Origin of the sequence: Bacillus sp. UNC125MFCrub1.1 (assembly GCF_000701305.1) — a bacterium.
Lineage (GTDB): Bacteria > Bacillota > Bacilli > Bacillales > Bacillaceae > Bacillus > Bacillus altitudinis.
Genome location: NZ_JNIG01000011.1, coordinates 188,821 through 202,530, shown reverse-complemented (window position 1 = coordinate 202,530; position 13,710 = coordinate 188,821). Strand labels below are relative to the sequence as shown.

Annotated in this window: 14 protein-coding genes; 11 read left to right on the top strand and 3 right to left on the bottom strand. The window is 41.7% G+C overall.

Going from position 1 to position 13,710, the window contains the following annotated elements; all coding sequences use genetic code 11:
- Position 1 precedes the first annotated feature (1 nt).
- Together rsfS and N521_RS08455 are read left to right on the top strand one after the other, a co-directional pair.
- A complete protein-coding gene (rsfS, locus tag N521_RS08460; protein WP_008342502.1) occupies positions 2-358 on the top strand; it encodes a ribosome silencing factor in 357 nt (118 codons plus the stop codon).
- Positions 355-1,098: a class I SAM-dependent DNA methyltransferase gene (locus N521_RS08455; protein WP_035390863.1), complete on the top strand. Its 744-nt coding sequence runs from the start codon at positions 355-357 to the stop codon at positions 1,096-1,098. The genes rsfS and N521_RS08455 overlap by 4 nt, the downstream gene beginning before the upstream one ends.
- Before the next feature lie 48 nt (positions 1,099-1,146).
- On the opposite strand, the gene comER is transcribed toward N521_RS08455, so the two are convergent.
- Complete coding sequence (comER, locus tag N521_RS08450) at positions 1,147-1,995, bottom strand: late competence protein ComER (protein WP_008342498.1); 849 nt, start codon at positions 1,993-1,995, stop codon at positions 1,147-1,149.
- 90 nt (positions 1,996-2,085) lie between these two features.
- Here comER and N521_RS08445 point away from each other — a divergent pair, with 90 nt between their 5' ends.
- The 3 genes from N521_RS08445 to N521_RS08435 all read left to right on the top strand — a co-directional run bounded on the left by N521_RS08445 (position 2,086) and on the right by N521_RS08435 (position 5,670).
- Entirely contained in the window at positions 2,086-2,715 is a 630-nt protein-coding gene (locus tag N521_RS08445; protein WP_035390861.1) for a helix-hairpin-helix domain-containing protein, read from the top strand.
- A 65-nt stretch (positions 2,716-2,780) separates the two neighbouring features.
- Positions 2,781-3,350: a ComE operon protein 2 gene (locus N521_RS08440; protein ID WP_008342495.1), complete on the top strand. Its 570-nt coding sequence runs from the start codon at positions 2,781-2,783 to the stop codon at positions 3,348-3,350.
- Positions 3,343-5,670 (top strand): DNA internalization-related competence protein ComEC/Rec2, encoded by a 2,328-nt coding sequence (locus N521_RS08435; RefSeq protein ID WP_035390859.1) that lies wholly within the window; start codon positions 3,343-3,345, stop codon positions 5,668-5,670. The genes N521_RS08440 and N521_RS08435 overlap by 8 nt, the downstream gene beginning before the upstream one ends.
- Before the next feature lie 39 nt (positions 5,671-5,709).
- On the opposite strand, the gene N521_RS19160 is transcribed toward N521_RS08435, so the two are convergent.
- Positions 5,710-5,844, bottom strand: coding sequence for a YqzM family protein (locus N521_RS19160; RefSeq protein WP_008342491.1), 135 nt, complete (start codon positions 5,842-5,844; stop codon positions 5,710-5,712).
- Positions 5,845-6,082: 238 nt separating this feature from the next.
- On the opposite strand from N521_RS19160, the gene holA reads away from it, so the two are divergent.
- Entirely contained in the window at positions 6,083-7,102 is a 1,020-nt protein-coding gene (gene holA, locus N521_RS08425) for a DNA polymerase III subunit delta (protein ID WP_017358025.1), read from the top strand.
- Between the two features lie 134 nt (positions 7,103-7,236).
- On the opposite strand, the gene rpsT is transcribed toward holA, so the two are convergent.
- Positions 7,237-7,503, bottom strand: a complete 267-nt coding sequence (rpsT, locus tag N521_RS08420) for a 30S ribosomal protein S20 (protein WP_008342485.1) — start codon at positions 7,501-7,503, stop codon at positions 7,237-7,239.
- A gap of 198 nt (positions 7,504-7,701) precedes the next feature.
- Between rpsT and gpr the strand changes: the two genes are divergently transcribed.
- The 5 genes from gpr (at position 7,702) to hemW (ending at position 13,696) form a co-directional block, all read left to right on the top strand.
- Entirely contained in the window at positions 7,702-8,817 is a 1,116-nt protein-coding gene (gpr, locus tag N521_RS08415; protein WP_035390857.1) for a GPR endopeptidase, read from the top strand.
- Positions 8,818-8,883: 66 nt separating this feature from the next.
- Complete coding sequence (locus tag N521_RS08410; protein WP_007501337.1) at positions 8,884-10,092, top strand: stage II sporulation protein P; 1,209 nt, start codon at positions 8,884-8,886, stop codon at positions 10,090-10,092.
- A 13-nt stretch (positions 10,093-10,105) separates the two neighbouring features.
- Positions 10,106-10,438: a YqxA family protein gene (locus N521_RS08405; protein WP_017358024.1), complete on the top strand. Its 333-nt coding sequence runs from the start codon at positions 10,106-10,108 to the stop codon at positions 10,436-10,438.
- 165 nt (positions 10,439-10,603) lie between these two features.
- The gene (gene lepA, locus N521_RS08400; RefSeq protein WP_008342476.1) at positions 10,604-12,442 is read left to right on the top strand and encodes a translation elongation factor 4; all 1,839 of its coding nucleotides are present in this window, start codon (positions 10,604-10,606) and stop codon (positions 12,440-12,442) included.
- A 114-nt stretch (positions 12,443-12,556) separates the two neighbouring features.
- On the top strand, positions 12,557-13,696 hold the full coding sequence (hemW, locus tag N521_RS08395; RefSeq protein ID WP_035390855.1) for a radical SAM family heme chaperone HemW: 1,140 nt from the start codon (positions 12,557-12,559) through the stop codon (positions 13,694-13,696).
- Positions 13,697-13,710: the final 14 nt, after the last annotated feature.

Genomic DNA, 13,710 nt, shown 5'->3' with positions numbered 1-13,710 from the left:
GATGGATGCATCATCAATTTTAAACATCGCAGCAGGAGCGTGCGATGATAAACGGGCAGAGGACATTATTGCCCTGAATATGCAAGGGATCTCACTTGTTGCAGATTATTTTCTCATTTGTCACGGGAATTCTGACAAACAAGTACAGGCCATTGCAAGAGAAGTGAAACACCTTGCAGAAGAAGGCGGCATCGAAGTTAAAAAGATGGAAGGCTTTGACGAAGCAAGATGGGTCTTGATTGATCTAGGAGATGTCATTGCTCATGTGTTCCACAAAGAGGAAAGAGGATACTATAACTTAGAGAAGCTTTGGGGAGATGCGCCGAGAGAAACGCTTTCGCTTGGCATTAACTCATGATTTATCAAGGGTTTGCAGGTGTGTATGATAAGCTCATGACACATGCCCCTTATAATGAATGGGTTCAGTGGATACAGCGGCATATCAAGCCAAATAGTGCGATTATCGATGTAGGTTGTGGAACTGGAGAGATCTCTCTTCGGTTAGCTGCAAAAGGCCACATGGTCACAGGAATTGATCTAAGTGAAGAGATGCTGGCATTTGCGCAGCAAAAAGCACAGGCTCATAAGCAGTCTATTCAATTTTTACATCAAGATATGAGAGAGCTTGAGGGGTTTGAACAAACTTTTCAAGCAGCGGTTATTTGCTGTGATTCTTTGAATTATCTAAAAAACGAAAATGACGTCAAAAAAACCTTTAAAAACATGTTTCAGCTTTTAGAGACAGGTGGGGTTTTATTGTTTGATGTTCATACCCCTTTTAAAATGGAAGAGGTATTTCCTGGCTCTACTTATGCCGATCAAGATGAAGAAATCAGCTACATTTGGCAGAGTGATAAAGGAGATCATCCATTTTCAGTCATTCATGATTTAAGCTTTTTTGTAAAAGACGGAGACGTGTATGAGCGTTATGATGAAACGCACGAACAGCGTACATTTCCTTTTGAGACATATGCAGCGTTCCTTGAGTCCGCTGGCTTTGAACAGATTGAAGTGACCGCTGATTTTACAAATGAAGCACCTCAAGAATGTGCAGAAAGATATTTTATTTCAGCGAAGAAACCAAAAACCATCGTTTAATGGAACGATGGTTTTTTAAAACCCTTTTTTCGCTTGTTGCGAAGATGTTTAATTTCTGAGATCATCAGTAAACACACTCGGTGGGTATTGATGCGCAACCGCTTCTACATCCTCATCGAACTTGTCATGAGTGTTCTGAAAAAGCTGATGGAACATATCTTGAACACCTGCTTCAAGTGCTTTAATGCCCTCGCCGGTGACGCCGCCTTTTACACACACCTTCTCTTGCAGTGTAGGCAGGGTATACACCCTTTTTTCAATCAAACGGCCAAGTCCTACAAGCATATCTTCTGATAGGGTGGTGGCTTCTTCTTTTGAAATATCTGTTTCTTCAACAGCGGCTTCAATCATTTTCTGAACAAGAAAGCTAATAAAGGCAGGACCGCAGCTGACAATATCTGAGGCTGCCCGTGTGATTGAATGATGAATTTCGATTGGTGTTGAAATGCGGGAAGCGAGTTGTCTGAGCGCTGCTTTTGTCGTGACATTGCATGATGAACCAAATGTTAAAAGTGATGCGCCTGATAATGCGCGGTTGGTGATGCTTGGGATCAGTCTGGCTGTTTGACAAGGAACAATGTCTTGAAGCTGTTCAGGATGAACCGGACTTGTAATGATGACAATGGTTTGCTGTTCTTTTAAAAGTGGGCTCAGTTCTTTTAAAAGCGGATAAATATCAAGTGGTTTGACACAAACAAAGATGAAATCTTTATCTGTTACAGCTCCTGAAAGCTGTTTCGTCACTTCGACCTCTGGGTGATTCTTTTTTATATTGAACGCTTTTTCGATGGTCCGATTTGTAATGGTGATGGATGAGGGATTGACTGCTTTTGATTCAATAAATGCCTCAGTAAGTATGGTACCCATGTTTCCTGTACCGATTAACCCTATATTCAAACGTTCTCCCTCCTTAGACGCATAGGATCTGTTATCTTCTAAACAGTATGTGAAGCAGCGTGAAAATATGATTGAAAGAAGCGTGAACAAGTGAAGCAGCTCATTTCGTTGAAAAAATACAGTCTTTATCTGATAGTGGGAATCATTATCCTCGTCATCATCTGTTTCTTCTTTTTAGCAGGAAAAGAGAAAGGCAGCGCCGAGCCAGGTGTATTGAAAGAACAACATGAAACGCAAGTCACATTAGAAGAAAAACAAGAGAGTGCAGAAAAAGAGCCAACATCCATCGTAGTAGAGGTCAAAGGAGCTGTACGGAAGCCGGGCGTTTATGCATTTATGGCTGAGGACAGAGTTGAAGAAGCCATTAAAAGAGCAGGTGGTTTTACGAGCAAGGCAGATACAGTTGACATCAATCAAGCAGCAAAATTAGAGGATAGTATGATGATTTATGTACGAAAGAAGGGGGAGGCTGACAAGCAGGGACAAACAGCAGCGGCTGATACGCCGCCGGGAAATGAAAAGAGTCAAGGGGTGAATGTCAATCAAGCTGATGCAGCGGAATTGCAGACCATTAACGGAATAGGCCCAGCCAAAGCGGAAGCCATCATTGCGTATAGAGAAGAACATGGAGAATTTCAGAAAATTGAAGATTTACGGAATATTTCGGGTTTTGGAGAGAAGACCATTGAACGGCTGAAAAATCAACTGACGGTCAAGTAGAATTGACGGTATAGAAGAAAGGCATGTACACTTAATACCAACCATCATTCTGGAGGGATCAGCTCGTGGAGAGAATTTCATGGAATCAATATTTTATGGCTCAAAGCCATTTGCTTGCCTTGCGAAGCACCTGTGAGCGGCTAGCTGTTGGGGCAACGATCGTAAGAGACAAGCGCATCATCGCAGGTGGATATAATGGATCCATTGCCGGTGACGTGCATTGTGCAGATGTAGGATGCTATGTGATAGATCATCACTGCGTTCGTACAATCCATGCGGAGATGAACGCTATTTTACAATGTGCCAAATTTGGTGCACCAACAGCTGATGCTGAAATATATGTGACGCATTTTCCTTGCTTGCAGTGCTGTAAAGCGATTATTCAAGCAGGTATTCGAACAGTGTATTATGCGAAGGATTATAAAAATCATCCATATGCTGTTGATTTATTTGAACAGGCCGGAGTTCAAACAGAACAGGTCGAACTAGATGAGATGATTATTGACTTAAAAAACCAAGAAAAATTAGCCTTTGTTGCGGATTTAATAGGCAAACTAAGTGAATCAGGACGTAGCGAAACAGAAATTCGTCAAATGCATGAAAAGGCGAATCAATTATTTACTTCCTATGTTTAAGTATTTGCCGTTCGGGGCGATTTCAGCAGCTGTTGGAATTGCTCTGGCCGCATATCATCTTCATCTGTATTTTCTCCTTTTTCTTCTTGTATGTCTTCTTTTCAGTCTGCTGAAAAAAACACCCCAGCTCTTTCTAATGGTCAGTTTGTGTGGAATGATCTATATGCTCATTTTTATGGTGCATCAGTCTTTTGAAACGGATCATCCTGTACAAGAAAAAGCATTTTCTCATTCGGTTGTGATTGAAACGATCCCGAAAATAGATGGCAATCGCTTTTCAGCGACTGTTTCATCAGAGAATCGTCGACTAGCGGCATTTTATACGATTCAAACAGAGCGTGAAAAAGAAGCACTAAAAGATGTTGGGCCAGGTATGAGCTGTCATATGACAGGTGAGATGCGGTTGCCTAAACATGCAACCATACCGAATGGCTTTCAATATGATCAATTTCTAAAAACAAAAGGCATTGATGCTATTTTCTTAACGCAGTCTATGAAAAGCTGCACGAAACATGACAGCCCTTCACATGACCTTTCATCTATTAGGCAGAAGGGGTTGAAATTTCTAGAAGATCACGTTCCGAAGAATTCTGTTGGGATTGTGCAGGCACTTATTTTTGGCGATCGTGATTTAATAGACCCTGATACATTAAGAGATTATCAAATGCTTGGCATCATTCATTTATTAGCCATTTCAGGACTTCATGTTCAAACATTGCTCGCTTGTCTATTTTGGTGTCTACTTCGCGCTGGCGTGACAAGAGAGACAGCGCGTATTCTTTTATTATCCTTTTTGCCGGTTTATGCTTGTTTAACAGGTGCTGCACCGTCTGTGTTAAGAGCCTGTCTCATGGCTGGAATTTATTTAGTCATCACAAGTCTGCCAAAAGAAATGAAACAGCCTTCTGCGGTCGTGTTAAGTGCAGCGTTCTTGCTTTTATTAGCCATTCAACCACTTTATATATTTGATGTCGGTTTTCAACTGTCATTTGTGGTGACCTTATTTATTTTGCTATCCACTAGTATTTTATCAAAAGCAAAAAGTTCGGTGATGCAGTTATTCCTCATTTCCTTGATTGCACAGCTTGCTTCGCTTCCTGTTCTTTTATATTATTTTCAACAATTTTCCTTGCTGAGTGTTCCTTTAAATATGATGTTTGTTCCTTTTTATACAATGGTTGTCATGCCTCTGTCCTTATTCTTTTTTCTTTTATCTATCATTTATCTTCCGCTTGGACAAACACTGTTTCAGCTGCTTGATTGGGTGATCCAGTTTAGTCATCAATTGTCTGCACACATGGCTGCTTACGATAGTCTTACTCTCATTTTTATGAAATCGACATGGTGGCATGTGCTCCTAGAGGTTTCCTCCATTGTTTTTCTATTCATTGTGATGGAATGTAAAACTTCTATCAAATCTTATCTTGTGCCGATTTTGATTCTCGTTTGTGTGCTGTCTGTACACTATTTCACGCCGAATTTTCTTCAAAAAGGAGAGGTCACGATGTTAGATGTAGGACAAGGGGATAGTTTGTTTATTCAGCTACCTTATCGAACCGGGCATATATTAGTTGATACAGGAGGCAGGCTTTCTTTTGAAGAAGAGCCATGGAAAAAAAGACGTAAAGTATCTACAATTGGGGATCAAACCCTTATTCCATTTCTGCATTCTAAAGGCATAGCAAAACTTGATGTCCTCATCCTTACCCACGCAGATCAAGATCACATGGGAGAAGCGATGCGGTTAATAAAGCGAAATAAAGTCAAACGCCTTGCAATCCCAAAAGGCTTTGCTCGAAATCCAGAGGATGCGCAGCTTTTAAAGGAAGCGGCTGATCAACGGATTCCTGTAGATGAGTTGGAAAGAGGGGATCAGCTGAGAATTGGAGGACAAAAATTTGACGTTCTGCATCCAGCTCGTGACCAGGTGACGAGTAAAAATAATGATTCACTGGTCCTCACCTTTACGCTTGGCGGCAAGCGTTTTATGCTGACTGGGGATCTTGAACAAGAAGGGGAACGAGACATCATTCAAGCTTACCCCAAGCTACGAGCGGATGTCTTGAAGGTTGGGCATCACGGGAGTAAAGGATCAACAAGTGAAGAATGGCTTCAGCATTTGAATCCGTCATATGCACTGATTTCAGCAGGTGAACGAAATCGGTATCTGCATCCTCATCAAGAAGTTTTGAAAAAATTAAATGATCATCAAACAAGGGTGTATCGTACAGATATCGATGGAAGTGTGACCTATGAATTTCTTGAAGAGGATGGAACATTTTACGCTCATCCTCCATATGATATCTTACAAAATCAATAAAAAAACTGCCAAAACGGCAGTCATCTTGCATTCATGTAGTTAAGATCCAACGAGGTGTATCACAGTTGCCAAAATAAACATTGAGGCGAAAAATCCGAATGTGACGATAAAACCAACAGCTGAGTCGGTCACATCATTCCGCTTGCTTTGAACATTCTTTTCAAATTCATTCATTTTCATCCCTCCTGGCTATTTTTAGTATACTTGAACTCATTTGGAATTGCTAGAAGGTAAAGTAACCGTTTTCCATTTTCATGATCATTTTGTGAATATCGTCTGACTGTAAGCTGACCCGGGAGCTTACGTGAGACGTTTACTATAAATGAGGAGGCGGCACTTTCAGCTTCCTCTTTACTAATGTCTCTACACACTTTAGGATAGAGGAGGAAGTGAAAGAGAGGGATTTAAGCGAATGGTCTTTGAAGTATGGAACAATTTAAAAAAAGGGGATATTCACCCCGTTTATTGCTTATATGGAAAAGAAACGTATTTACTTCAAGAGACAGCTGCAAAATTGAGACAAGCTGTCGTCGACGAAGAAACAAAGGATTTTAATTACTCTGTCTTCGATATGGAAGAGGTGCCGCTTGAGCAGGCTGTGACGGACGCAGAAACATTTCCGTTTATGGGAGAGCGGCGTCTCGTTGTGATCAAGAACCCTTATTTCCTCACTGCAGAAAAGAAAAAAGAAAAGATCGAGCATCAGCTTTCTGTGTTAGAAGCTTATTTAGAAAAGCCAGCACCCTACACGATTCTCGTGTTATTGGCCCCATATGAAAAACTGGACGAACGTAAGAAAATCACCAAATTGTTAAAAAAGAAAGCGGCTGTAGTTGAGGCGAAAGAGTTAAATCCGAAAGAAACAACAGATTTCACCATCACGCTGGTGAAAACAGAAGGAAAAACAATCTCGGCTGAAGCGGCAGAACAGCTTGTCATGTTATGTGGCGGGAGCCTGTCCTCACTTTTTCAAGAGGTTCGAAAGCTAAGTACATATATTGGGCAGCGAGAGGAAATTGAGCTGGCGGATGTCAATCAGCTCGTTGCACGAAGTTTGGAGCAGAATATTTTCGAACTGATTAACCAAATCGTGAACAGGCGCCGGTCTGAAGCGATGCAAATGTTTTATGACCTCCTAAAGCAAAATGAGGAACCCATTAAAATATTGGCACTCATTTCAAATCAATTTCGGTTGATATTGCAGACAAAGTACTTTGCTCAGCAGGGATACGGGCAAAAACAAATTGCGTCAAACCTGAAAGTCCACCCTTTTCGGGTCAAACTCGCGATGGATCAGGCAAGACTGTTTTCAGAAGAAGAGCTAAAGTACATCGTCAAAGAGCTCTCCACGATTGATTATGAAATGAAAACGGGTAAAAAGGACAAGCAGCTATTATTAGAATTGTTCCTGCTTCGGTTATTAGGGGCTTGAACATAAAAAAACGACCTTCTCAAAAGAGGGTCGTTTTTGTTTAGATGTATAATTGCCAGTCTGTCCTTATGGCTGAGCCGTTCAGGACGGACGTACAGTTAAACAGGTGCCTCATCACTGAGGCGTTGCAAACATTATGCAGAAAGTCCGTTTACTTGTTTCGCAAGTCTTGATTTGTAACGCGCAGCTGCGTTTTTGTGTACAAGACCAGTTTTAACGGCTTTGTCAATGCGTTTTGCAGCAGAAGAAAGAGCAGCTTTTGCTTGCTCAGCATCGTTGTTAGCTACAGAAACTTCAACTTGTTTAATCGCAGTACGCATCGCAGACTTGATTGTTGCGTTGTGTGCACGGCGTTCGTTATTCGTTTTTGTACGTTTGATCGCTGATTTAATATTTGGCATGTGTTTCACCTCCTAAGATACAACCTAAACACAATTGTCTTAAGGTTAAATCTTCACAATAGAACAAATTGTATTCTATCAAACACACCTTTAGAATGCAATATAAATGTAAAGTATTTTTCATTGATGAAGCGCTCGAATGTTTCTTGAACGAGATGGAAAGACTACTGTTAATTACTTGATGGAAGGAGCCTTTTCATGAAGAAACAGAAACTCGATTTAAGCGCTTATCAAATCCGGACCGATTTGGCCGTTGAAACAAAAGAGATACTAGAACAAGAGAACGATCCGAATGTGGTCAAAAAGGACGGTATTCAAGGAATTGTTGAGAAGGAGAAGGAAGAGCACGGCATCCGCATCCGCACTGTGGAGATTACGACAGAAGGAGAAGAGTTGACCGGAAAAAAGGCAGGGACATACTTGACGCTTGAGGCGCAAGGAATTCGGGAGAAAGACTCTGAGATGCAAGAAAAAGTGGTCGAAGTTTTTGCCCATCATTTTGCTCAGTTTTTAAAAGATCACGGCATTCAGGCAGATGCGAGCTGTCTTGTCGTAGGACTCGGAAACTGGAATGTCACGCCGGATGCTTTAGGGCCGCTCACAGTTGAAAATTTGCTGGTGACACGCCACTTATTTGAATTACAGCCTGAGAATGTGCAGGAAGGCTATCGCCCAGTGTCTTCATTATCGCCTGGAGTCATGGGACTGACTGGTATAGAAACAAGTGACATTATACAAGGTGTCATTGAACGATCTAAACCAGATTTTGTGATCGCCATCGATGCACTGGCTGCACGTGCAGTAGAACGGGTGAATACGACAATTCAAATTTCTGATACAGGTATACATCCAGGATCGGGTGTCGGAAATAAACGAAAAGAATTAAGCAAAGAGACCTTGGGGATTCCAGTCATTGCCATTGGTGTACCGACAGTGGTCGATGCAGTCACGATCGCAAGTGACACGATTGATTACGTGTTAAAGCATTTTGGTAGAGAACTGAAAGATGATAGACCTTCCCGATCTTTAGTACCAGCGGGTCTGACATTTGGCAAGAAAAAAGTGCTGAATGAAGAAGATTTGCCAGATGATGAAACGCGTCAATCCTTTTTAGGAATCGTCGGAATGCTTCCTGAAGAAGAAAAAAGACAGTTGATCCATGAGGTGCTTGCACCGCTTGGACAAAATCTAATGGTCACACCGAAGGAAGTGGATACATTCATTGATGACATGGCGAACGTCCTCGCCAATGGGTTAAATACAGCACTTCATCAAAAAATCTCTCAAGACAACATGGGTTCCTATAATCATTAATCAGTTCTACTTTCTCTAGCTCGCTCATAGTGTAATTACTAGAAAGCGTGCTGGAGGGAGTAAATCATGAAAAAAAGACCTCGCCGTCCTCGACAGTTGGTCGTTGCGATTAATGGAACAAAAGTAGTGAAGAGTATTTTTTTGTTTATTGTCTCTCTGGTGGTTGTGTTTGTCATGTCAGGGGCTTTGACGTCTTTAAAACCTGAGCTTAGGCCTCAAGCGTCATTATATGGTGTGGCAGATGAGCTGTCAGGGGCATTCTTTGCAACTCTAATGGGGATGGAAAATCAATATTTTGCCTCAGCAGTCCCTGAAGATCAAAAAGGATTTCATTTCTCCGGGCTGTCACTCAAACTTGCCACAAGTATCAATTTAGAAGACCCCCGCAGTTTTCTAGGAAGAGAGCTGCCAGGCTTTGAACACTTTGATACAAAAATCATCCTAGCAGGTGAAGGTACAGACTATACGAATATGCCAATGGAATCGCCGCCTCCAAGTGAAGTCATCAAAGATGAAAAAGAAGCAAATCTAGCTGAGCTGGACAAGCTTGATGAAGATGAACCGAAAACGCCTGCAAAAGAGCCGGACCAGTCGACAGGAAAACGAAAAGCTGTGTACATTTATCACACACATAATACGGAATCATATTTACCATTTTTAAAAGGAGAAACAAACCCAAACAATGCGCGCCACTCAAAAGTGAACGTCACCCTTGTCGGGGAGATGTTTGGTAAAGCGCTCGATCAGCAAGGAATCGGCAATACAGTGGATAAAACAGAAATTGAAAAAAGACTGCTGAAAAAAGGGTTGAAGTATCCTCAATCATATAATGAATCCAGATTGGTTGTAAAAGAAGCTCTCGCTAAAAATGATGACCTAGATTACTTAATCGATATTCACCGGGATTCAAGAAGAAAGAAAGATACGACAGTAGAAATCAAAGGCAAGAAATATGCGAGAATCGCTTTTGTTGTAGGGAAGAAAAATCAAAGCTATGAGAAAAACTTAAAGCTGGCGACAGAGTTCCACCATTTGATGGAGAAAAAATATAAAGGACTTAGTGTCGGTGTGTTTGCCAAAGGAGAAATTGGTGATAATGGAATCTATAATCAAGATTTATCTGACAAAGCCCTCCTATTAGAATTTGGCGGTGTGGATAATAATATGGAAGAACTGAAAAACGCATCCAATGCAGCAGCTGATGTGTTCAGTGAAATTTTCTGGGACGCAGAAAAGGTAGACGGCAAAGCAAAGGATGAGAAAAAACGGTCTTAAGGTGGTGGAGGACATGGGCTCATTTATCGGAAAAACCATTATTTTATCGCTCGTATTGCTATTCGGTGTCTTTTTAGGAATGCAGCAAGCCAATAATGGCATGCTGCAAATGAAAGGGTATCATGATCCACAATTAAAAGGGGCCTTCACTGTGCAAACGAATGATGATCAAGAAAAAGAAGCTTCTATCCTCGGAACAGCTGTCACACAAAAGGACTTAGCAGAAAAACAAAAGCAGCTAGAAGAAATGGAGAGCTTTAATGCCTTCTCTAAGGCCGGAAAAGCATTATCAGATGGTATGACGCATGCAGCCCGTACACTTTATGATTGGGTGAATGGTAAATAAACTGTTGTAAGCATCATGTTGGATGTTATTTCATAAGATATCACACCTTTTCGCAAAAGCCGCTAACCGATGAGCGGCTTTTCTTGATTTCGATTGAATCTTTACAGCCCTATTGATATAATCTAACCTAGCGCAACCCGCGTTTTATAGTAGGAGTGATAGATTGTGACAGATAAAGAAAAACGATTAGAACGGCAATCAAGAATTCGAAATTTCTCCATTATCGCCCATATTGACCATGGGAAATCCACATTGGCTGACCGTATTTTGGAAAAAACAGCGGCGATTACGCAACGAGAAATGAAAGAACAATTACTTGATTCCATGGACTTAGAGCGTGAACGCGGCATTACGATCAAATTAAACTCTGTCCAGCTGAAATATCAGGCAAAGGATGGAGAAGAATATATTATGCACCTGATTGATACACCAGGGCATGTCGACTTCACCTATGAGGTATCTCGAAGCCTAGCTGCCTGTGAAGGTGCAATTCTTGTGGTGGATGCAGCACAAGGCATTGAAGCACAGACACTAGCGAACGTTTATTTAGCTCTTGATAACAACTTAGAAATCCTGCCGATCATTAACAAAATTGATCTGCCGAGTGCAGAACCTGAACGTGTAAGACAAGAAATTGAAGATGTCATCGGGTTGGATGCATCTGAAGCTGTTCTTACCTCTGCTAAGGCGGGCATCGGGATCGAGGATATTTTAGAACAAATCGTCGAAAAGGTGCCGGCACCAGCTGGAGATCCGGAAGCACCACTTCAAGCCCTCATTTTTGATTCTCTCTACGATGCGTATCGTGGCGTCATTGCTTACATACGAATTGTCGAAGGAACCGTCAAACCGGGTCAAAAAATCAAGATGATGGCGACAGGCAAAGAATTTGAAGTGCTTGAAGTCGGCGTATTTACACCGAAAGCAATGCCAACAGACGAACTCACTGTTGGAGATGTTGGCTATTTAACAGCTGCCATTAAAAACGTTGGTGATACACGAGTAGGGGATACGATCACAAGTGCGGTAAACCCTGCGAAAGAAGCTCTGCCTGGATATAGAAAGCTGAACCCAATGGTGTACTGCGGCCTTTATCCAATTGACACAGCGAAATATAACGACTTGCGTGAAGCGTTAGAAAAGCTTGAATTAAATGATTCTTCACTTCAATATGAGGCAGAGACATCCCAAGCACTTGGCTTCGGCTTCCGCTGCGGCTTCCTTGGCATGCTTCATATGGAAATCATCCAAGAACGGATTGAACGTGAATTTAAAATCGACCTTATTACGACAGCGCCAAGTGTTATTTACGATGTGTATATGACAGACGGAGAAAAAATCGTCGTAGATAACCCATCCAATTTGCCTGATCCGCAAAAGATTGAGCGAATTGAAGAGCCATACGTGAAGGCAACAATGATGGTGCCAAATGATTATGTTGGTTCTGTGATGGAGCTTTGCCAAGGAAAGCGCGGCAATTTCATTGATATGCAATATCTTGATGCAAACCGCGTAAGTATTGTGTACGAAATTCCTCTGGCAGAGATCGTATACGAATTCTTTGATCAATTAAAGTCCAATACAAAAGGGTATGCATCCTTTGATTACGAGCTGATCGGCTATCGCCCATCCACTCTAGTGAAAATGGATATCATGCTTAATGGCGAAAAAATCGATGCGCTTTCCTTTATTGTTCACCGCGATTATGCATATGAACGCGGAAAGATCATTGTAGAAAAGCTGAAAGAACTAATTCCGCGCCAGCACTTTGAAGTACCAGTTCAGGCAGCGATCGGTCAAAAGATTGTTGCTCGGTCTACCATTAAAGCAATGCGCAAGAACGTACTAGCGAAGTGTTATGGTGGAGATATTTCCCGGAAAAGAAAGCTTCTTGAGAAGCAAAAAGAAGGGAAAAAGCGCATGAAGCAAGTGGGTTCTGTAGAAGTCCCACAAGAAGCATTTATGGCCGTGCTGAAAATGGACGACAGCACACCGAAAAAATAACATCCTCAAGGCAACCTGCTTTACAATGCTCGCCTTGACGTTTATAGTCGAAAACAAACGAAGAGGCCGCAGCGATAAACTGCGGCTCTTTACCTGTAAAGAAGGTGTCAACAAATGAAAGCAGCATACATTCACATTCCATTTTGTGAGCACATTTGTCACTATTGTGATTTTAATAAATTTTTCATTAAAACCCAGCCGGTCGATGAATACTTAGCCGCTCTTGAAAAAGAAATGCAGCACACGATCGATCAAAAAGGGGAGCAAGAACTAAAGACGATCTTTATTGGCGGGGGAACCCCGACATCACTGACAACCAGCCAATTAGATCAGCTTATGGACAGCATTCACCGCGTATTAAAACCAACCAAAAACTTAATCGAGTTTGCAGTAGAAGCAAACCCAGACGAACTATCGCTTGAGAAATTGAATGTCTTAAAATCAGCAGGCGTTAATCGGCTGAGCTTTGGTGTTCAAACATTTGAAGATGACCTGCTCAAAAAAATCGGACGGGTTCATCAAAAGAAAGATGTTCTCACGTCTTTCGAGCGAGCAAGAGCAGTTGGGTTTGACAACATTAGTCTTGATCTGATGTTTGGTTTGCCTCACCAAGAGAAGCATCATGTCATGCATTCACTAGAGACCGCTTTTTCATTAGGTGCAGAACATTATTCGGTTTATTCACTGATTGTCGAGCCAAAGACGGTCTTTTACAATTTGATGCAAAAAGGGAAACTGCATTTACCACCGCAAGAACGTGAGGCTGAAATGTATGAGCTCGTCATGGATGAAATGGAGCGGCACGGACTCAAACAATATGAGATTAGCAATTACGCCAAACCAGGTTTTGAAAGCCAGCATAACCTCACCTATTGGAGCAACGAAGATTACTTTGGTTTTGGCGCAGGAGCGCACGGGTATGTAGATGGCGTCCGTAATGTGAACGCTGGACCAGTGAAGCATTACTTAGAGCTCATTGAACAAACAGGGTTTCCATATAAGGAAACGCATCAGGTGACAAAAGCAGAACAGATCGAAGAAGAAATGTTCTTAGGTTTGCGGAAAATTGAAGGCGTGAAAAGTGCTCACTTTCAAGCGAAATTTGGAGCATCACCAGAAGCACTCTTTCCCGCCATTCTTGAAGAATTAGCAGAAAAAGGTCTCATTGAACAGGATGAGATTGGCATTCGTTTAACAAGAAAAGGAAAATTGTTAGGGAATGAAGTATTTCAAGCGTTTCTCGGTGAGTTATAATTGACATTTTAATT

Excerpts from the sequence above, each read along its gene's own strand:
- N521_RS08405 (WP_017358024.1), top strand. The coding sequence starts at position 10,106 with ATGGGCTCATTTATCGGAAAAACCATTATTTTATCGCTCGTATTGCTA.
- N521_RS08455 (WP_035390863.1), top strand. The coding sequence starts at position 355 with ATGATTTATCAAGGGTTTGCAGGTGTGTATGATAAGCTCATGACACAT.
- N521_RS08435 (WP_035390859.1), top strand. The coding sequence starts at position 3,343 with ATGTTTAAGTATTTGCCGTTCGGGGCGATTTCAGCAGCTGTTGGAATT.
- rsfS (WP_008342502.1), top strand. The coding sequence starts at position 2 with ATGGATGCATCATCAATTTTAAACATCGCAGCAGGAGCGTGCGATGAT.
- gpr (WP_035390857.1), top strand. The coding sequence starts at position 7,702 with ATGAAGAAACAGAAACTCGATTTAAGCGCTTATCAAATCCGGACCGAT.
- N521_RS08410 (WP_007501337.1), top strand. The coding sequence starts at position 8,884 with ATGAAAAAAAGACCTCGCCGTCCTCGACAGTTGGTCGTTGCGATTAAT.
- N521_RS19160 (WP_008342491.1), bottom strand. The coding sequence starts at position 5,844 with ATGAATGAATTTGAAAAGAATGTTCAAAGCAAGCGGAATGATGTGACC.
- rpsT (WP_008342485.1), bottom strand. The coding sequence starts at position 7,503 with ATGCCAAATATTAAATCAGCGATCAAACGTACAAAAACGAATAACGAA.
- hemW (WP_035390855.1), top strand. The coding sequence starts at position 12,557 with ATGAAAGCAGCATACATTCACATTCCATTTTGTGAGCACATTTGTCAC.
- holA (WP_017358025.1), top strand. The coding sequence starts at position 6,083 with ATGGTCTTTGAAGTATGGAACAATTTAAAAAAAGGGGATATTCACCCC.